This is a genomic window from Clostridium beijerinckii (genome assembly GCF_018223745.1).
Taxonomy (GTDB): Bacteria; Bacillota; Clostridia; order Clostridiales; family Clostridiaceae; genus Clostridium; species Clostridium beijerinckii.
In genome coordinates this window covers 3,908,693-3,929,326 of the sequence record NZ_CP073653.1, presented here as the reverse complement: position 1 = coordinate 3,929,326, position 20,634 = coordinate 3,908,693, and the positions used below count along the sequence as shown (strand labels likewise).

The following is a 20,634-nucleotide window of genomic DNA, read 5'->3' as shown; positions in this document are numbered from 1 at the left end:
GCCCAAACTATAACTGATTGAGCTTGCTTTCAGGCTCTTCACCATTCTCTACACGCTTTATATTATTCACGAAAAAATCATATCTTTTTTTATGGAATTTGAGACCATCAGGCAAGCCTGCTGTATGAGGAGTAAGTATAACATTTCTTAGATTTCGGAGTTCACTTTCAATTGGAAGAGGTTCAGATTCAAACACATCAAGGCATGCTCCTGAAATGTCCTTGTTTTTTAATGCATCTATCAAGTCTCTTTCATTGACAATTCCGCCGCGGGCTGTATTGACAAAAAGTGCAGTATTCTTCATTTTTTTGAATACATCTTTGTTGATTAGCTGTTTGGTTTGCTGATTTAAGGATACATGAACACTTACTATGTCTGATGAGCCTACAAGAGTATCGAAATCCGTCATTTTCACAAAATCGTCAGACTGTACAACGGGATTTCTAGCATAAACAAGAACATTCATATCAAAGACCCTGCAAAACTCAGCTACTTTTTTACCGACGGAGCCAAAGCCTATAATCCCGATGGTTTTGCCTTTTAATTCACTTCCTGTATACTGCAATTCATTTTCATCTATCTTATTCTTCATGAAAGAATCAAGAAACGGTATGTTTTTATAATAAGACAATATCAGCGCCATTACGTGCTCGGCAACTGCCTGGGCATTCACTCCTGCAGCATTGGCAGCCCAAATGCTGTACTACGTGCAGGCATCTATATCTACATTGTCAAATCCTGCACCCGTCTGTACTAACTTTAATTTTTTTGCTATAGAAAGCAGACTGCAATCTACTTTAATATGTTCAGGTATGAGTACCTGACAATCTTCAATATGATGCAACATTTCTTTTCCGGGCTGGACAATTACAATGTGCCAGTCTTCTGGAAAATGCCTTATAATATTTGATTTTGAGGTCTCAGTAAAATATCCGACTATAAGAATTTTCATTTTTAAACCACCTTTCATGCCCTATATCATTTCGAAGAAAATCCGTTTGATGTTAGCAATTACAAGCCAGGCATCTTCTATATCATATACTGCGAGCGAAATCTCAGAATTTTTCATATTTTGTTCGTTATTATAATATACATAGTCCTTCTTATTGTCAAAGTAAGTTAAGATCTATTTAGTATTAATATTCTATGAATATTGCTATTCTCACTGCACTGCTATCTAGATAACAATTGCAAAATATTTGAAGTTATATCTTTGCTGAATTGATACTTTTCTTGTGATGCAGCAGGATTAATTGTTGCTAAAGGTATTTCCCTTTCATAAAGGGAGCCGTGAGTTCGTACGTCTTTAGTATTTAAATAAATACCTTCAATTTCGGCAAATGCATAATCTTCAGAGGCAAAAATGACGTAGTCTCCTATACTATTTATTGGCAAATGATAAAGTTCAGAAGCTTCTTTTTTGTTCAAAATTTTGTCAACTGATATTTGAGCGGACACAAATTGAAGATACTTTTCCATTTCATCTGCATTTTGCATATACACATAAAGTGTTCCACCTTCTTGATATGCATGATTTTCAATATATCTATCTTTCATTGGAGGTACGCATACAACATTAAAACCTGCTTGTTCAGATAAATTTTGAAAATTTACAAGAGTAGTTTTCTTATTCATTCCATGATCAGCAGTAATATAAATCTGGCGGGTTGTCTCTAATTCGTGTATTTTTTTGATGCAGTTATCAATATCGCTTATTTGCTTTTTAGCCTGTTCGGAGTTTGGTCCATAATGATGCATAATATAATCATTAGTAGTACAGTACACTATTTCAGGAGATTCTTTTTGTATGCACGTATAGGCTGAATCTAAAATCCATTTGCTACTTTCTACACTTTGTATTTTTGGCGGCATAGAAATGCCTAGCTGCTCTAAAAGGTTAAGGTCAGGCTTTTCAGCACTAATTCCTAAATCAACATCTTCTCCATATACTTCAAGAATCTTTCCTTTTACTGTCAATAAAGCAGTTTTACCACCAATACTTTTAATGTGCTGTAATATTGTAGTAGCTTTCATAAATCCTTTCTCTTGTATAAATCCAGACTTTCCTGTTATGTGATTATAAAAGAAATTTCCTACCATTTGTGTCTCATTTGGCCAAAGCCCTGACAGAATAGAGGCATGATTAACATTGGTTACCGTAGGAACTGCACCATAGATATTTTTTATAAATCCCTTTTGCTCACATAAACCATAAATATTTGGTGCATTTTCCAAAGTAAAATACTCTGGAGAGCACCCATCAATGACAACAATCAATATTTTTTGCATAATTTACATCCCCTTTAATCAAGACACTTATTTGTTTTTAGATTATCATCTCTATAATGCTTTGTAAAATATGAATAATATTATATAATGATTAGTAAATACTTAACTATATGGAATGAGGGATTTCAATTGACAATTCGTGATTTAGAAATATTTGTAGAAGTTTGTACTCAAATGAGTATGAGTAAAGCCGCTCAAAAATTATATATATCCCCATCATCCGTTAGTCAGTCAATATCAGCGCTGGAGAATGAATATAATACAAAGTTATTTGAGCGATTATCTAAAAAACTATATTTGACTTCTAATGGAAAGGAATTGCTTTTCCATGCAAAACAATTATTATATGATTTAGGGCAAATGAACCTAAAAATGAGAAATCTGTCCTATCAAGGACTAGTACGCATTGGGGTTTGTACCACAATTGGTCATAAATTGATTTACCCAATATTAGAGAAATTCCAGAACCTTTATCCTTCTGTAAATATTCAAGTTGAAATTGGAAATAGCTCCTACATAGAACAAAAGATATTATCATATGATTTGGATGTAGCCATTATTCAAATGGAATCTCCTTGCAGTGAGTTAACATATGTTGATTTTTTAGATGATAAACTAATGCTTGTTTGCCATCCAGAAAATCCCCTTGCTGAACAAACAATTAAAATTAACCAATTAAGCTTAGAACCAATAATAGCTCGTGAACCTGGAAGTAGAACTCAAAAAATGCTTCAAGATATTTTTGATGGATCGCATATCATTCCTAATGTTACATGGGTTTGCAAGAGTATTGATTCTATAAAAGAAGCTGTAATTCATAATAAAGGAATAGCACTTTTATCTCAATACTTAATACAAGACGAATTAAAAAACAGAAAAATCGCAAAAATAAATTTAGAAGAATATAACTTTACAAGGAAGTTCTATGTTTCATATCATAAAAACAAGCATTTAACGGAATATATAGATAACTTTATAATGCTGTGTAGTACAATAAAGGATGAGAATCCCCTAAAGGTACGATAGCACTTTGGATATATTATGTATATGTTGAATTGTGCATTTATATAGAAAATTATTTTGATAAGAAAAAAGCCCTAATTTATAATTTTACTAAAATTGGACAATAGGCACTAACATGGACAGTTTAAATCAACAATGAAACCAACTAAGCGTAAGCGTCAAAGAATCGACGCGTAGCGATAGCGCAATTTAAGTGATAAAATATACCCAACAGAAAGGTTTAAATTCTCTGTTAGGTATATTTTTATATGTAAATAATTATTTGGTAGTCTTGACACGCAGTTGATCTGGAATGTTTTCCGACCATGGCATACATTTTTCTAGTATGTCCCTTTCTTTAATTTCCGAACTTGCTAACACTTCAAATAAATATACTAAATACTTTTCAGTTGCTAAGCCATTGGCTTTAGCCGTTTCAATAATACTATAAAGAAGTGCGCTTGACGATGCGCCTTTTGAAGTCTTGGAAAACATCCAATTTTTTCTGCCAATTACAAATGGCTTTATAGCTCTTTCGGCTGCATTATTATCAATTTCAAGACATCCGTTCGTTAAGAAAGTTCTCATATATGGCAATAACTTTTGCGCATATGCAAGAGCTTTACCTAAAGGACTTTTAGGAAGAGCATCAACAATTTCACTATCTACATATTCTTGAAATTTTTTAAGGATAGGGTCAGATTTCTTGAGCCTTATTATATGTCTATCAGCATAATAATCATCACTCCCCATGTATTGTTCCCTTAGCTCTTTTTCAATTTCATAAAGTTGCTCACAATAATTAAACCCTTCTAATGCATGTGATTGCTTTAAAGCTTCAGGGCTTAATGATGATATTATTTCAAAGAATTTTCTTCGAATATGAGCCATGCAATATAATCTTTTTATATTTTTAACCTTATTATAGCCATCATATCCATCTGTTTGAAGATAGCCTGAGAATCCTTCAAGAAATTCTTCTGCACAAGATCCAGATCTTGTTTTTTGATAATCATATAGAATTACTGGATTTTCAATGCCTCCGGAGCGATATAACCACATGAATCTTTTTGAGTTAGAATCTTTTCCGTTTTCTTCAATAACCTTCAGATATGTTTCATCGGCATGTATATAATTTCTTTTTAAGAGATCCTCTTTCATATAGTTAAAAACAGGCTTAAGCTCAGTTGCACAACTTATTATCCAATTAGATAATGTCTGTCTTGAAAGATTAACATCCATCATCTTAAAATATGATTCCATTCTATATAACGGCATTGCATATTGATATTTCATGCTCACAACATGAGCTAATAATTCATTTGAAGCCATACTTTTATATAAGAATGTATTTGGTATTTTTGCTGAAATTATATTGACTTTATCTGCATCCGCTTCGCAATTTTTGCATGCATATGTATATGAAATATGTTCCTCTATGTAAAGTTCTGCTGGCTTATACTTTAAAATCTCTTTTGATTTTTTGCCTATTACAACTAAATTATTTCCGCATTTATCGCAAACTGCTTCGGAATCATTAATTTTATGCTCAATTATGACTCTATCTAGGCCGGATAAGTTATCTTTTTTCCCTGAATGAGAAGATGATTTCTTTCTTTTATATGTAATTTCTTCAATGGTAGGTTCCTCTATTTTTAGATCACTGTTTTTTTCAGCATCATTAAAAAGAGATATCTGTCTTGAATCAACTTGCTCACTAGATTGTCCAAAAATTTTTCTGTTTTTATTAAGAAGTTGTCCTTTAAGAAAAGCTAATTCCTTTTTTAAATTATCAATTTCTTTATCTTTTGATTGAATTTGTTCTTCCATTTTAGAAATCAATAATTTTGTTTTTTCATCGAGCTGATTCTCTAAATCTAAAATATCCATTTTTATACCTCACAACAAATATAGGCATATATTACCACAAAGCCCTTAATTCCGAAACTTGTAAAAGTTCAAAATTAAGGGCTTATAGCAATATTTGCTTTAAAAGCTGTTTCTTACTTCAATTGGCTTAAATTTAGACTTAGTTCTAACTTCATATCCCATAAGCAGCCATTTCAATTCTTCTTTGTTAATCTTAAGAGCTTCGTCTGGAGTCATCGGCCATTTCAATTTACTATTTTCAAGTCGAAAATAATATAGCCAGAATCCTTCATCAAAGTGGAGGATTTTAATTCTATTCATTTGCCTATTACAAAAAACAAACAAGGCTTTTTCAAACGGATCCAGCTTTAGCTGCGTTTGCACGATAACTACTAGTCCATCAATGCTTTTTCGCAAATCTGTTATACCACATGCAAGATAAACTGTATTAACTTTATTAAGATTGAACATTTGTAATCAGATCCTTAAGTAAATTACTTAAAATAGCTATTTCATTAGCCGGTACATGTACTTTAGCTACTCCTATTTCTATTATTATATTAGGTCTATCAGCTTGAACTACAGTAATCTCAGTTCTTACTCTTTTTTCTTTCATAGAAATTGCATGAAACTGTAAATTATTATTTTCATTATTAAGCTTCTTTTTATAGTAATAGAATTGACTTTTAGTAATGTGATTTGAATTGCAGAAATTTCCTAACGTTCCTTCGTAAGAAGAAAAGCCAGCAACTATTTCTCTCCAATTTATATTTTCATTATTATTCATATAGATAAACCTCCATTGTTAAAATCTATGCTAATTTTAACAATGGAGGATTGCATTTTCTATCCGTTAATTTTTTTACGCTTACAATAATATATCTAAGCTAATGCTTTTAAGTTTGAATAAGATTTATATGCTTGTAAAATACCTCCGATAAATAAACCAACTGAAAAGCCAGATAATAATGAATACAAAATATTAAAGAAAAGTGTACTGTATAGCAATGGATTAACAGCCATAGCAACATTTAGCAGATATTTAGCAAAAAAATTAGTCATCATAATAGTTATTGATAAATATGAGCCAGTTTTATATAGAGAGCCATCCTTTATATATATTTTTCTATATCGAGAATATAAATAATATGATATTAAAGTACCGAAACACATACAAATACTATAGAAAATCATAGAAATGCCTATATAGCTAAAGTTTGTTAGTAGCTTTTCTAAGCCCCAAATAATAAAAATAGATGGCATAATGAACATTTTAGGAAGTGATAACTCACCATCTCTACTAGCTTTAATTCCACGCTTTAAAAGATAAATAAATATAACCCAAACATAAAAAGGAGTTTGGCTAAATACCTCTGAAATAATATTAATAATCATCATAATAATATAACCTTCTTTCTTAATTCATATCATGTTGTAAGAGTACAATACAAATTAAATAAGAACAATACGTATTTACGTAAGCGGTATATTTATATAACTAAGCGGTATTAAAACTAATATAAAAATAAGCAGAAGCCTACTGTTGTTTGTTGTTTTTTCTATTTCTATCTAAAATCTCATTCATTTTTTTTACGTCTATTTTCTCATATTGATAATTAATGAGTCGTACACATATGTAAATTAATATAACTTCAATAAATGTTGAGAGCATTAATAATAAGGACATATTCCAGTTAAAAAGATAATTTGACGCAGCAATCATTAAACAAATTACAATTATATATAATAATGGGTTAAATATTGAGTCCTTAGAAATAATATATTTATTGATAACTATCTTTATTAATGAAAATGATAATGATAAAGCTAATAATTCACAAATCTTTTCATTATCTAAAGATTGTTTTGTAATAAGCTGAAATATTGTTATTACTGTAAAAACTACTGAGGTTAATTTTAATATTTTGTTTAAATATTTAAAGGTCATTTGCTATCCCTCATTCCCAATTTGTTTTTTAAATTTGCAACATATCTTCTTGAAATTATTACTTTTTCATTATTAGTTAAAAGGGTCTCTAGATTTCCGCTTAACTTTGGATAAAAAGAGTGTATCTTATCAATATTGAGTAGCAAGGATTTGGAAATTCTAATAAAATTCATACTAGATAATTGTTCCTCAAGAACATACAATTTCTCGGAAATTTCATATGTTTGAGTTTTGGTATAGATGAATACTTTTCTATCTATTGATTCTATATAAAAAATTTCATCCACGTTTACTTTGTAATATTTTTCTTCTTTTCTTCCAAGTAAGTGTTTAATAACCTCATTTGATGATGTCAGTAATTCTATGGCTTCAGTAATTTTTTCTTGAACATTGTGTACGTTAAAAATAACTTCTTCCTCTAATTCAGAAGAGATAATGTTTATACTAACCTTCATTTTTACACTCCTACAAATTAAATACTGTTAATATATAAAATCATATAGCACAGTTTCATAAATAATCATTATTTTTATTTAAACATTCTTCTAAACAAAATATGATAATCATTTTCCATAAAGTACATACTTATTTATATATAAAATATCATATAGACTAAAATAAGTAAATTGCAGAAATTACTTCCTTAAGAATGGAAATTTAATATTTTATATAGTAAGTTTTTTTATATTACGTTTTAAATGTAAACTTATTATGGAAATATATATTTTATAAAAGCCTATGTTAGATTTAGTATAAATCCGACATAGGTTAAATTTAATAATGAAATAGAAGTTAATTTTAGGAAAAAGAAAACACAAAAAGGTTGATTAAAATTTATTATATTCCTTGGCGATAAATAGATGGATTCTTATTCATTTTCTTTTTAAAGCAGGAGCTAAAATAATATTGATTTACATAACCAACCTTTTCGCTAATTTCTTTTAAAGATAGATTTGTATTTTCTAAGAGTTTGCAAGCATTTTCTATTCGTATATTTGTTATAATAGCACTTATGTTTTCACCAATTTGCTTTTTGAATAATGCACTTAAATATGCTGGACTAACATTTACATATAAAGCAATTTCGTTTAAGGATAAATCTTTTTTACTATAATTATCTTGAATATATGTAATTACGTTGTTACAAAGATATTCATGCTGATTTTTTATTGATTCATCAAGTCTATTACAAATAATCTTGAAAATATCAAAAAGCCAATTAATTATTTCGGAACTGTTACAAATTGTACTTAAGTTACTGTATGTATTTACTATAATATTTTCAATATCATTAGTATTTATAGACATGTTATATAATAGTTTTAGCACATTACTTAAAATGGAATATATATTGTTAAATATTAAATACTTATTGTTACAATTTATTAGAATTTCTTCATAAAAATCTTGTATCCAGTTTTTTATGGAGTTTAAATCTTTTTTATAAATAAGTTGAATTAGCTTATCTTCTTTGGCATAAAGATAAACACTATTATTTACATTATTTTTTCTAACAATATCATGAATATCAAATATGTTTTTTTGAGGAAAGAAAAAATTATATTCAAGTGCTTTACATGAATTATCATAAGAAATTTTCATGTTCCAAAAAGAATCAATAACGCTTCCTATGCCTATATTTAATTCAAATATATCACTTTTATAATGTTCCATGAATGAATTAAGTATATCGTGAACTTTATTCAGCAAGTAATTTCCATTTGGGTAATTTCCACCAATAATTGTAATTATATCGTCCCGTTCGATTAAAAGATGATATAATTGAAACTTAGAAAAAGCAGATTTAATATGATCACCTAAGTCTATTAATGAAATATGATATTTTTCAATTCCTAAATCATTTTTTAATGTTTTAGAGTTTGTTATTTTAAAATTTAATGTCAAAAAATATTTTGAATTTAAATCTATATTTAAGTAATCCGGATATTTAGAAAGATTGTATTTTGCTTCATCAGTGTTTAAATGTATTAATTCTGAAAAAAACTTACTTATCATTAATGGGCGACTTTCATTTAAGATTTTACGATTCCTTTTTTCTTTCTCTAATTGGACGAATGCATTATTAATAATTGTGCTGAGATAATTATAATCAATAGGTTTTTCTATGTAATCATAGACCCCAACTCTGATAGCCTCTCTTGCGTATTCAAATTTATCAAATGCGCTTATAAGTATAATCTTTATATTAGGATTAAATTTTAATATTTGCTTTGACATCTCTAGTCCAGATATTATAGGCATTTCTATATCTGATATTATTAAATCAATATTAGCAGATTTAACAGCATCAATAACAGATTGTGAATCATAAAACATATATGCTACTTCTGAATTTAAAGATTTCCAGTCTATATTTTTATAAATACCTTCAACAGATAAATGATTATCATCTACTATAATTACTTTTCTCAAAAATACGTCTCCTTACATATATATTTTAAATAATTTGATTTAATATCATTTGAATTTTGGTGCCACTGTCTAGATCACTAGTAATTTTTATATGTTCTTTAGATATCTTTGAAGAAGCTAACCTAGCATTTACATTACTTAACCCTAGATATTTATTATCGACACCATTATTTTTTAGGATAGATTGTATGTCAATAAGCTTGTCAGTATTAATACCAATGCCATTGTCTTTAATGGTAATTAAAATATAATTTTCATAATAAACGATAGATATATCTATACTGATTTTATTTTTACATTGTCCAATTCCATGCTTAATGCAATTTTCAATAAGTGGCTGAAGTGTAAGTTTTGGAATTAGAAAGTTTTCGATACCTTCATCCAAATAAAAATTCCAAGCTATATTTCCATCTTTGCATATGCTCTCCATTGATAAATATAATTTAGAAATTTCTAGTTCTTCTTTAATTGGTATTAAATTTTCAGAGGTACGAAGTACGTATCGATAGAACTTTGATAAGTCTATAATAATTTGATTTGCAATATCAAATTTGCCTATGGAGTTACATATGTGAATAGAATCCAGTATATTATATAAAAAATGAGGATTGATTTGTGTTTGTAGTAAATCATAATTCAATTTTTCTTTTTTTATTGATAAATCTAAGATGGTATTGAAATTATTATTTATTGTATTTATCATATCTTGAAAAATTAATGCTATATAATCAATATCGTCACAATGTACGGAGTTAGGATCTATCAATTCATTAAGATTGTCAATTTGTATGCTATTATTATTAAGCTTAGCAGATTTTATTATTGTGGATAGTTTATTAAGCCTTTTTGTCAGTTCTTTTCCAAGAGAGATAGCAATAAATATGAATACAGGAGTTAGCAGTAAAATAGAGAAGAAAATTAACTTAATAAGCGGAAAAGTGTTATATAATATATATTTTTGAGGAATATCAGTAACAATATACCACTTATTCACTAGTTTTGAAGATAGAATTTCTGAATCCTTATATGAAGATAAACCATTGTGAAGATCATTTTGTTTAATAATTGAAAGTTTTTCATTATCTAAAGTACTGCCTACCTTACTTTTATCAGAGTGAGCTACAACAACTCCATCATCATCAATAATATAATTAGATATTGAATTATCTACAGTAGAATTTTTTAGTATATCTGAAAATTCATCTGATTTAATACTTACAAAATATGCGTACAATAAAGAATCATTTTTATTGTATTTAACGCTCCTATAGCAAAATATAGAATCCACTCCTAAGTTAGTATTAGAAATCATATAAGGGAAGACTTGTTTTGGTCTAAAAACCCATTTTGGAGATATACCTAAATTTATCAATTCGTTTTCAGAAACCCCATATTTCTCAATTGCCTTTAGACTGTTAAAATTTAGCTTATTATTGCTTATAATTAAACTTGGATCTACAAAAGCATTTATATAAAATATATTAAAATTATTTTTTAATACATCTATATTATTAGAAGTATTGTTAAAAGTATTTAAATAATTTGATAGAGGAAAGACAGGAGTATTATTTAAAGAATACAAATAAAATTGAATGGAATCAGCAACATGCTCAATTTGCATTATACGATTATTAATATCAACTTTTAACTGATTATTTATAAGGAGATTACTATTAATTATCTTATCTCTTGCTATTTTTACGGATGTATTATAAGAAATTAAGCCAATAGCTAGAAGAGGAATGGTAGTACAAAGTATAAAACACACTATTATTTTATTTTGAAAATTAGAAAGATATTTTTTTATAAATTTATTTACAGACTTTAATTTATAAATAATAATCATCAAGTATCCCTCTCCTTTGGCTGTGTAATATTTTAACATTAATGTTATTATAGATAATAACTATGTACATTACAATATTTATAAATTGTAAAAATCAAAAACAAAAAATATTATAAATTATAAGAAAAATAATATATTTAAATTTACTATTGGATTTAATAAAATGAATATGAAATTTAACTGAAAACGTTATATATTTAAGGGGGAAAGTTTATGAAATTAACTAAAATCATGTGTTTATTGACTTCGACAGTTATGGCAGTAACATTTTTTACAGGGTGTGGAAGCACAAAACCATCAAGTGCTGAAACTTCAGCAAATAAAACTGAAAAAATAACATTAATGACAGTTGATACAACTTTTAATGAGGGTTTTCAAAAGTATATTGAAAAAGCAGAAAAGGCTACAGGAATAAAAATAGATACTATTGCTTGCCCAACTAATACAGACGATAGACAAGCCAAAATTACAACTATACTTTCATCAAAAGATTCTAGTGTAGATGTTATAACAATCAATGATGAAATGATCAGTGCATTTAAAAATACTGGCTTCTTAGAACCTCTACAAAATACTGTTATGAAAAATGATGTAGTATCGCAATTTCCTAAAGATTATATAAAAGATTTAATACAAGTAGGAGACAATATATATTCCGTACCTATGTATATGGAGATACTAGGCTTTTGGGTTGATCAGTCAAAAGTAAAAGCACTTGGTTTAGATGCAATAAAAACAAAAGAAGATTTTGAAAAGTATGTTAAGGCCTACAGCAAAGATGGGAAGTATGGATATGGTGGTGCATGGGAAAAAACTTATGTATTTAATGAAATCGGAACTTTTGTAAATTTGTTTGGTGGAGACTATTATGATTGGACAAACCCTAAAACAAAAGAAGCAGTTAAATTCATGCATGATATGGCTAAAAATGGCGAAACTCCTATAGCTCAATTGGCTGATCAATATGATCCAATGATGCAAAAATTCTTTGATGACGACTATGCATCAATATTTATGTATACAGGTGCTATGAAGAATTTTGTTAATTCTGGTAGATATGGTGAAAACGGAATAACTTTAGCGCCAATGCCTACTTTTGAAAAAAATAGTGCTTATATAGCTTGCTGGAATTATGTATTAAATTCAGCATCAGAAAATAAGGAAGCTGCAATTAAATTCTTGAATTATGCAGCAAGCCCACAAGGAGAAAAGGACTATTATGAGATGACTTCAAGGTTGCCTGCAAGGTCTGATGTAATAAATGATTCAAACTTTAAAATAGAAGGGCTTAGTGCAATTAAGGGGTATTTACAAAATACTGAGCTTCACGGACGCCCAATGGCACCTCAAGCTATGGAATTTATAAGTTCTATGGGATCATTATTCCAAAGATATGTCTCTGATGAAATATCTCTAGATGAGTTCTGCCAAAAGGCACAAGTAGAAGTAAATAAATATGCTAAAAAATAATTAAGTCTAAATATTAAAAAATTCATGCCTAAATTAAATAGTAGTAGCATTAAGAGTTGTTAGTTTATTTAGGTATGAGTTAATTATAGAAATACGTTATAATCTTATTTTTTAACAAAGGAGTTTATAGTAATAGAAAATTCAAATTATTATAGCAATTATCAAAGATTGGAGGAGAATATGAGTAATAAACGTAATAAGATATGGATAGCCTGGATGTTAGTAGCACCTGTATTAATACTAAGAGGTTTCACAACAATATATCCAATATTCACTACCTTTAAGAATAGTTTTTTTGATATGAGCTTACTAAGAGGTGGAGAAGCGAAATTTATTGGTACTCAGAACTTCATACAAATGTTTACTGATGAAAAACTAGCTACATCAATAGAATTCACTGTTATATTTACAGTAGTTTCTATGATATTACACGTTGTATTAGGTGTAGGACTAGCATTAATGTTAAATATAAAATTTAGAGGTAGAAAGTTTTTAAGAACAATTGTCTTAATACCATGGGCAATGCCAATGGTTGTTGCAGGCCTTGCTGCAAGATGGGCTTTTAATGATACTTATGGTCTTATAAATGATTTAGTAAGGCGAATATTACCTAGTTTTCACTACGATTGGTTAATTAATGAATTATCTGCAAGGATAGCGGTAATTTCAGTTGATTTATGGAAGGATGTCCCTTTCTTTGCGATACTAGTATTAGCAGCATTGCAGTTTATACCATCAGATCTTTATGAAGCAGCTAAAATAGACGGAGCAGGAATAATTAAATCATTTTTTTCAATTACATTGCCAGGAATAAAAAACACAGTATTAACACTATGTATCTTTTTTACAATGTGGAGGCTCACTAGTTTTGATGTTGTGTATTCAATGACATCAGGAGGACCGGGAGACTCAACAACATTACTATCTTATAGAATAATGACAGAAGCATTTACAAATTTAAATTTAGGATATGCATCATCACTAGCAGTAGTTTTATTTGCGGCAATGGTAGTTTTAACATTAATTGATGTTAAATATATAAAGAAAATAAATAAATAGGGGTGATAATTATGAATTTTAAAATTAATAAGACTGTACCTTTTGTTGTAAAATGGGGGTTAACTGTTATTATGTCTGCTGCTATATTAATACCTCTATATTGGATTTTTATATCATCCATTAAACCGTCAAATGAATTATTTACAGCACCTATAAAATATATTCCAACTAATATTACCTTTGAAAATTATAAAAAGTTATTTTTTGAGTTAAAGCTAGGAGAAAAAGCTTTAAATACATTATTTATAACTACAGCTGCATTAATAATATCTACTATTATTTGCTTAGTAGGAGCTTATTCATTTTCAAAATATAAGAGTAGAGGTTTAAAAATAGCTTATGGAGCTATAGTATCTTCAGCTTTAATACCAGGAATAGTAACTGCAAGACCATTATACGATTTTATGAACAAATTCAATTTGGTGGATACTTTTTTAGGGTTAATAATATTATATACAAGCGCATTAATACCATTCACAATTCTAATATTGAATAATTTCTTAAATGAAATACCGACATCAATATACGAAGCAGCAGAAGTAGATGGATGCAGAGCTATACAAAAAATGTTTTATGTGACACTACCTTTAATGAAGCCAGCTATAGCAACCATAAGCATAATTAATTTTATTACATGTTTAAATGACTTATTTACACCATTGTTTTTTGCAAGAAAAATAGAAGTATTAAGTGTTGGAATAACTACAATACCTAAAGAAACAACTTATAGCATGCCTTGGGATCTAATTAGCACAATGGGATGGATAATACTTATACCAATAATATTATTTGTATTATTATTTGAAAAGCAAATTATGGATGGTATAATGGCTGGCGGTGTAAAAGAATAATTGATTAGAGAGGAGAGTTTATTATATGAGTAATTATTTATTTGCAAATGGACTTACTAGTTTATCAGTGCTAAAAAATGCACGTTCTCGTGCTATCAATGCAGAAAATCCAAATGGAGAAAAAGGTAAAGGAGGAATGGCTGCAAGTTATTTAGGACCTTCAAGAAAAGGAAGCCCTTGTTTAAGAGATATAGAGCCAGGAAAAACGGTGACATTAGCTGAAGTAGATGGACCAGGGATTATAACTCATATATGGATTACGGTTGATAATAAAACAACTGATGCAGATTGTAATGTTTTAAGAGATTTAGTTTTAAGAATGTATTGGGATGAAGAAGAAGCACCTTCAGTGGAAAGTCCTCTTGGAGATTTCTTTTGCTGTGGCTTTTCAAGAGAGTGTATTGTAAATTCAATGCCAATAGTAGTAGTTCCATCTAGAGGAATGAATAGTTATTTTCAAATGCCATTTCATAAAAAAGCTAAAATTACACTAGAGAATCAACATGATAATACTATACCAGCATTTTTCTATCAAATAGATTACTGCTTGTATGATGAATTACCAGAAGATATTGCTTATTTTCATGCTCAATGGAGACGTGAGCGTATAACAGAATTACAGAAAGACTATGTAATTATTGACAATATAAAAGGAAAAGGGCATTATGTAGGAACATATATAGCATTGACAACATTAGAAAGATATTGGTGGGGAGAAGGAGAAGTTAAATTTTATATAGATGGCGATAAAGAATATCCTACAATTTGTGGAACAGGAATGGAGGATTATTTCGGAGGTTCTTGGAGCTTTGCATCACAGGTTGATGGCAAGACAGTAGAAAATACTTATTGTACGCCGTTTCTTGGATATCCATATTATTCAGCAAATGATGATTTAATACACAATCCATATCATAATAATGATTGTCCACCGATGCGAGGATTCTATCGTTGGCATATACCAGATCCAATTCATTTTCAAGATGATTTAAAAGTTACAGTGCAACAAATAGGAGTATGTTACAAAGGATTATTTGAACGACAAGATGATCTTGCATCAGTTGCATATTGGTATCAATCAGAGCCACACAATAAATTTGAAAAATTAATGGATAAAAAACAACGTTGGCCAAGATAAATAAAAAAATTAGAAAAGATTAGATTGATGTTAGAATTTTAAATATATAAAGAGGGGGGATTATTATGAAATATGGTGCGATTGAAGCAGGTGGAACAAAATTTGTTTGTGCAGTAAGCAATGAAAATCTTGAAATTATAGAAAGAGTCAGCATACCAACGACAACACCTGATGAAACAATGAAATCTGTATTTGAGTTTTTTGACAAATATAATTTAGAAGCTATAGGTATAGGGTCATTTGGGCCTATTGATGTGAATAGAAAATCAAAAACTTACGGATATATAACAACCACACCAAAATTAGCTTGGGCGAACTATAATTTTGTTGGAATTATAAAAGATAGATATAATATTCCAATTGGCTGGACGACAGATGTAAATGCAGCGGCACTCGGAGAGTTAAAAAAGGGTGCAGCATTTGGGTTACAGAGTTGTGTTTATTTAACTGTAGGAACTGGAATCGGAGGAGGTGCAGTGATAAATGGTCAGCTCTTAGAAGGATATGGTCATCCGGAAATGGGGCATATTTTAGTTCGCATGCATAATAATGATAAATATGAAGGTGCATGTCCTTATCATTCAAATTGCTTAGAAGGAATTGCATCAGGCCCTGCTATAGAAGAGCGATGGGGGAAAAAAGCATATGAATTAGAAGAGAATAAAGAAGTATGGAAAATAGAAGCTTTTTATCTTGCACAAGCAGTAATGACATATACGTTAATATTAAGTCCAGAACGTATTGTTCTGGGTGGTGGAGTAATGAAGCAACGTCAATTATTTCCACTTATAAGAAAAGAAGTAGAACAATTAATGAAAAAGTATGTTGCAATGCCGAACTTGGACGAATATATTGTACCTCCAGCTCTTGGAGATAATTCCGCAATTATGGGATGTTTGCTTTTAGCTCAAAAGACAAATGAGAATGTATAGATTAGATTTTTTAGAGTTTTTTGAAATAAGAGTATTAATCTTCTATAGAAAGTGTTCTTTAAAACTTCAGTAACTTAACTTGAAAGAAAATAATCTGCTGAATTAAAGTCAGCAGACTATTTTTTTTAGGGGGTTAAGGTTCTATTGATTGTGGGAATCTGAAAACATTGTCATGGTCATAAATCTTTTTTATTATTCTAAGGGTTCCATAATTTTCACCATAGTATTCATAGCCATAATATTTAAGCCCAGCATAAGGGAAGTTTACATAAGAGCCATTAGTTATGGTTTCCACATATTTAAAAACTTGTGATACCCAGTTTTTAAATATATTGCCATCTTCATATTCTTCCCAATCTGCTGTTATTCCTATAATATAGCTGGCATCTCTATAGTAATAAGCTGAATAATCACTGGAGAAATCTTTTATCTTACCGCCTAAAGTATAAAGTCTTATAAAACAATCATCTCCAGGGCTACAATCTATATACTTAATTAAGTTTCTGATATTTGTTTTACTTAGATGACAATAAACAAATCTTCCAGTAGCTTTAAATCTATCAGGAGGCCCATAAAAAGAACCAATGGCTTTAACAGCATCTATAAAAGGTACATATTCTATTAAAGAGTTATCTAGTAAACCTGGGAGCAGCAAAAACTCTTTTAAAATCTTTTCAGCTTCAGACTTAGGTCCATAGAAGAATCCATTTAAATATATGCCTTTTTTACTTAAACCAGCAAAACAGCTAATCCTTTTATCAGCAGTTCTTAGCCAACATTGCCATAGGTTAATAAATTTTCCCCTGGAAATATTATTCCATCTAAGCTGTATAAGAGTAATATAATTTACCTTATGAAGTCTAAAAGTATAGCTAGTTACAACTCCAAAGTTTCCACCACCTGCTCCTCGACAGGCCCAGAATAAATCACGGTGTATATGATTATTGGCAGTTATTAGATCACCTTTGGCATTAACCAATTGCAGCTCTATAAGGTTGTCCGATACTAAGCCAAAGTTTCTACAGGATAAACCTATTCCTCCACCTAATACCAAGCCAGAAATTCCAACTGTAGGACATGTTCCGCCATTAAAGGCATACCCTTTTTCGGCAGTTATTGAGTATATATTTCCAAGTCTTGCCCCAGCTTGAATTTTTACAGTATCATTTTTAGTATTAACTTCAATCTTGTCCATAGGAGTCGTATCTATTACTATTACGCCATTATCTGTTGAATAGCCTTCATAATTATGCTTCCCTGTACGAATGCGAAGTCCTACATGATGTTTTCTGCACCATTTAATAGCGTTGGATACATCTGTTGGTGTATAACAATAAACGATAGCTAATGGAAATTTATTAATAGATAGATTATACTCAAGTCTCAAAGTTGGATACTCTTTATCTGAGGGAGTTATTACCCTTCCTGTTAATCCATTTAATCTCATTTTCTTTCTCCTTTGTTAAAATACATTTTTCTTTATTTTATGTTGCGAGTATCATAGAAGTGATATGGAGAAACTCAAAAAATACCAGTTATCATCATTATTTTGTATAAGAAGAAAGTTAATGACAATTCTATGAATATAAGAATTTGTATATGATAATGAATAAGCTTAAGATTCTAAATAAAATATAAAATTGATAATAGGTTGAGTTGAAAAGATAATATATTTTGAAATTGAATTTGTACATTTTTTTTATTGAGCATTTGGTTTACCAAAATTTTAGATGTAAGTTTATTACTGCAATATATATGTGCATAAATGATACAGAAATATTTAAGAATTAACTATATTGTTTTTGAACATGATATTATTTTCTATAATTGAAATTTTACTAGGAGGACTTAAAATGAGTAAAATAAATGTATTAGATATATCTTTCGATTTTTCAGGACAAAGTGATGCTATACATCCAGTTATATTGGAAGATGAGAATGAAATGATATTAATTGACTGTGGATATCCAAATTTTTTGAGCTTAATAGAAGAAGCTGCATTAGCTAAAAATATTAATGTAAAGGATTTATCTAAAATAATTATTACACATCATGATTATGACCATATGGGAGCTTTAGCAGAATTTAAAAGAAAATATCCTAAAGTAAAAGTATTAGCATCAGAAGAAGATGCTCCATATATTGATGGAAGTAAAAAATCATTAAGATTACAACAAGCTGAAAATATATATGATTCATTATCAGAAAATGAGAAAGTAGAAGCAGATCATTTTCATAAAATGCTTCAATCTATAGAAAGTTGTAACGTTGATATAAAGTTAAAAGATAGGGATTATTTCGATTGTTGTGGAGGAATTGGAATCCTAGCTACACCTGGGCACATGCCTGGACATATATCCATTTATCATAAAGAAAGTAAATCATTAATAACAGGAGATGCCTTAGTTGTAGAAAACGGAGAACTTGTTATTGCAGTACCTCAATATACCCTAGATATGAAAGAAGCCCAAAATTCTGTTAAAAAGTTTTTGGATTATGATATTGAAAGAATTATATGCTATCATGGTGGAATATTTGAGAATGAAATCAGTGATGCTCTTAAAAGAGTTTTTTAAGTTAGGCAATTTTTATTATTTTTTCAATCCAAACATAAATCTTACTTTTAAAATGCGCACTTGTAAGTGAATTAAAGTAAAACTATAATTAATTATATTACGGATAGGTATTAATTCCCATGGATTAAAGAAATGGTTTTAGCCTATAAATTAAAGTATATCTGGAGGTAACATGGCAAGAAAATATAATTTATATCAAGTTGATTCATTTACAAAGGAGAAATTTACAGGAAATCCAGCAGGGGTAATATCAAATGCAGATGGATTAACTGATTATGAAATGCAGAAAATTGCTAGAGAGCTTAACAATTCTGAGACAGCATTTATTTTCTCTTCAAATAGTAGTGAGTATGATGTTCAAGTACGCTTTTTTACACCTATAAGCGAGGTTCCTATTTGTGGACATGCCACTATTGCAGCTCATTATGTACGTGCTATCGAAAATGAACTGGAAACTTCAAGGATTTATCATAAGACAGGAGCAGGAATTTTACCTGTTGATATAATAAAAGAAAATAATGATTACAAAATTATTATGACACAGGGAAAAATTGAGTTTGGTGAAATTATTGATGGTATAAATAAAGAAGAACTTTTAAAAGCACTTAAAATTAAAGAAAGTGATTTACTTGATGATTATAAAATTCAGATAGTGTCAACAGGTCATTCTAAAGTTATGATAGGTATTAAAAGTATTGAAACCTTAAATACATTGCAGCCAGATTATAGTGCACTTTCTAAGTTAAGCGAGATCATTAAATGTAATGGATATTATATTTTTACTACTGATTCAAAAGAAAGTGATATTTTAATACATGGAAGAATGTTTGCACCTTCAATAGGTATCAATGAAGATCCTGTTACCGGTAATGCAAATGGTCCATTAGGTGCATATCTTGTTCATTACAATCTTGTTAAGCATAATAATTCTTTATTTAGATTTAAAGCTAAGCAAGGAGAGGCTATAAATAGGCCTGGTATAATCGAAGTTGAAGTAAAGATAGAAGACAATGAACCAATAGAGACCAAAGTTTCAGGAAACGCCGTTATAATATTTAAATCAGAATTATTATTAAATGATTAAAAAAGTTTATTCTATAATAATCAAATTTTATGGCAGAGTCATTTATACAAAAATATTATTAATAAATTATATAAGCAGTCTAACAAAGAATCTGCAAGCTGAGAACATAGCTAAATGATCAATTCAAAGTAGGCAAT

Annotated in this window: 20 protein-coding genes; 8 read left to right on the top strand and 12 right to left on the bottom strand. The window is 29.1% G+C overall.

The window, feature by feature from the left end:
* Positions 1–7 precede the first annotated feature (7 nt).
* The 3 genes from KEC93_RS17755 to KEC93_RS17750 form a co-directional block, all read right to left on the bottom strand.
* The gene (locus KEC93_RS17755; RefSeq protein WP_242997564.1) at positions 8–673 is read right to left on the bottom strand and encodes an NAD(P)-dependent oxidoreductase; all 666 of its coding nucleotides are present in this window, start codon (positions 671–673) and stop codon (positions 8–10) included.
* 30 nt (positions 674–703) lie between these two features.
* Entirely contained in the window at positions 704–952 is a 249-nt protein-coding gene (locus tag KEC93_RS26580; protein ID WP_241394829.1) for a Rossmann-fold NAD(P)-binding domain-containing protein, read from the bottom strand.
* Positions 953–1,173: 221 nt separating this feature from the next.
* Complete coding sequence (locus KEC93_RS17750) at positions 1,174–2,289, bottom strand: alkaline phosphatase family protein (protein WP_077867798.1); 1,116 nt, start codon at positions 2,287–2,289, stop codon at positions 1,174–1,176.
* Positions 2,290–2,418: 129 nt separating this feature from the next.
* Here KEC93_RS17750 and KEC93_RS17745 point away from each other — a divergent pair, with 129 nt between their 5' ends.
* Positions 2,419–3,315 carry a LysR substrate-binding domain-containing protein gene (locus tag KEC93_RS17745; protein WP_041898295.1) on the top strand — a complete coding sequence of 299 codons (897 nt, stop codon included), beginning with the start codon at positions 2,419–2,421 and terminating at the stop codon, positions 3,313–3,315.
* A gap of 255 nt (positions 3,316–3,570) precedes the next feature.
* On the opposite strand, the gene tnpC is transcribed toward KEC93_RS17745, so the two are convergent.
* The 8 genes from tnpC to KEC93_RS17705 all read right to left on the bottom strand — a co-directional run bounded on the left by tnpC (position 3,571) and on the right by KEC93_RS17705 (position 11,387).
* Positions 3,571–5,121, bottom strand: coding sequence for an IS66 family transposase (tnpC, locus tag KEC93_RS17740; RefSeq protein WP_420022550.1), 1,551 nt, complete (start codon positions 5,119–5,121; stop codon positions 3,571–3,573).
* Between the two features lie 159 nt (positions 5,122–5,280).
* Entirely contained in the window at positions 5,281–5,631 is a 351-nt protein-coding gene (gene tnpB / locus KEC93_RS17735) for an IS66 family insertion sequence element accessory protein TnpB (protein WP_008419068.1), read from the bottom strand.
* Complete coding sequence (gene tnpA / locus KEC93_RS17730) at positions 5,618–5,947, bottom strand: IS66 family insertion sequence element accessory protein TnpA (RefSeq protein WP_008419070.1); 330 nt, start codon at positions 5,945–5,947, stop codon at positions 5,618–5,620. The genes tnpB and tnpA overlap by 14 nt, the downstream gene beginning before the upstream one ends.
* Positions 5,948–6,042: 95 nt before the next feature.
* A complete protein-coding gene (locus KEC93_RS17725; protein ID WP_023974515.1) occupies positions 6,043–6,558 on the bottom strand; it encodes a hypothetical protein in 516 nt (171 codons plus the stop codon).
* Positions 6,559–6,697: 139 nt separating this feature from the next.
* On the bottom strand, positions 6,698–7,108 hold the full coding sequence (locus KEC93_RS17720) for a DUF3021 family protein (RefSeq protein WP_077870067.1): 411 nt from the start codon (positions 7,106–7,108) through the stop codon (positions 6,698–6,700).
* Positions 7,105–7,563 (bottom strand): LytTR family DNA-binding domain-containing protein, encoded by a 459-nt coding sequence (locus KEC93_RS17715; protein ID WP_012059677.1) that lies wholly within the window; start codon positions 7,561–7,563, stop codon positions 7,105–7,107. Before KEC93_RS17715 ends, KEC93_RS17720 begins: the two co-directional genes overlap by 4 nt.
* 382 nt (positions 7,564–7,945) lie before the next feature.
* Complete coding sequence (locus KEC93_RS17710; RefSeq protein ID WP_017210470.1) at positions 7,946–9,541, bottom strand: response regulator; 1,596 nt, start codon at positions 9,539–9,541, stop codon at positions 7,946–7,948.
* Positions 9,542–9,566: 25 nt separating this feature from the next.
* Positions 9,567–11,387: a sensor histidine kinase gene (locus KEC93_RS17705; RefSeq protein WP_077869290.1), complete on the bottom strand. Its 1,821-nt coding sequence runs from the start codon at positions 11,385–11,387 to the stop codon at positions 9,567–9,569.
* A gap of 213 nt (positions 11,388–11,600) precedes the next feature.
* On the opposite strand from KEC93_RS17705, the gene KEC93_RS17700 reads away from it, so the two are divergent.
* The 5 genes from KEC93_RS17700 to KEC93_RS17680 all read left to right on the top strand — a co-directional run bounded on the left by KEC93_RS17700 (position 11,601) and on the right by KEC93_RS17680 (position 16,837).
* Positions 11,601–12,857: an ABC transporter substrate-binding protein gene (locus KEC93_RS17700; RefSeq protein WP_077869291.1), complete on the top strand. Its 1,257-nt coding sequence runs from the start codon at positions 11,601–11,603 to the stop codon at positions 12,855–12,857.
* 180 nt (positions 12,858–13,037) lie between these two features.
* On the top strand, positions 13,038–13,916 hold the full coding sequence (locus tag KEC93_RS17695) for a carbohydrate ABC transporter permease (RefSeq protein WP_023974509.1): 879 nt from the start codon (positions 13,038–13,040) through the stop codon (positions 13,914–13,916).
* Positions 13,917–13,927: 11 nt separating this feature from the next.
* On the top strand, positions 13,928–14,767 hold the full coding sequence (locus KEC93_RS17690; protein WP_077869292.1) for a carbohydrate ABC transporter permease: 840 nt from the start codon (positions 13,928–13,930) through the stop codon (positions 14,765–14,767).
* 25 nt (positions 14,768–14,792) lie between these two features.
* Positions 14,793–15,905 (top strand): glycoside hydrolase family 172 protein, encoded by a 1,113-nt coding sequence (locus KEC93_RS17685; protein ID WP_023974507.1) that lies wholly within the window; start codon positions 14,793–14,795, stop codon positions 15,903–15,905.
* A gap of 65 nt (positions 15,906–15,970) precedes the next feature.
* Positions 15,971–16,837 carry an ROK family protein gene (locus KEC93_RS17680; protein ID WP_039769089.1) on the top strand — a complete coding sequence of 289 codons (867 nt, stop codon included), beginning with the start codon at positions 15,971–15,973 and terminating at the stop codon, positions 16,835–16,837.
* A gap of 133 nt (positions 16,838–16,970) precedes the next feature.
* Here the strand turns inward: KEC93_RS17680 and KEC93_RS17675 are convergent, their stop codons facing one another.
* Positions 16,971–18,284 (bottom strand): FAD-binding oxidoreductase, encoded by a 1,314-nt coding sequence (locus KEC93_RS17675; protein ID WP_039769090.1) that lies wholly within the window; start codon positions 18,282–18,284, stop codon positions 16,971–16,973.
* Between the two features lie 406 nt (positions 18,285–18,690).
* On the opposite strand from KEC93_RS17675, the gene KEC93_RS17670 reads away from it, so the two are divergent.
* Both KEC93_RS17670 and KEC93_RS17665 read left to right on the top strand, forming a co-directional pair.
* The gene (locus KEC93_RS17670) at positions 18,691–19,413 is read left to right on the top strand and encodes an MBL fold metallo-hydrolase (protein ID WP_077869293.1); all 723 of its coding nucleotides are present in this window, start codon (positions 18,691–18,693) and stop codon (positions 19,411–19,413) included.
* A 172-nt stretch (positions 19,414–19,585) separates the two neighbouring features.
* The gene (locus tag KEC93_RS17665) at positions 19,586–20,497 is read left to right on the top strand and encodes a PhzF family isomerase (RefSeq protein WP_077869294.1); all 912 of its coding nucleotides are present in this window, start codon (positions 19,586–19,588) and stop codon (positions 20,495–20,497) included.
* The last annotated feature ends 137 nt before the right edge of the window (positions 20,498–20,634 follow it).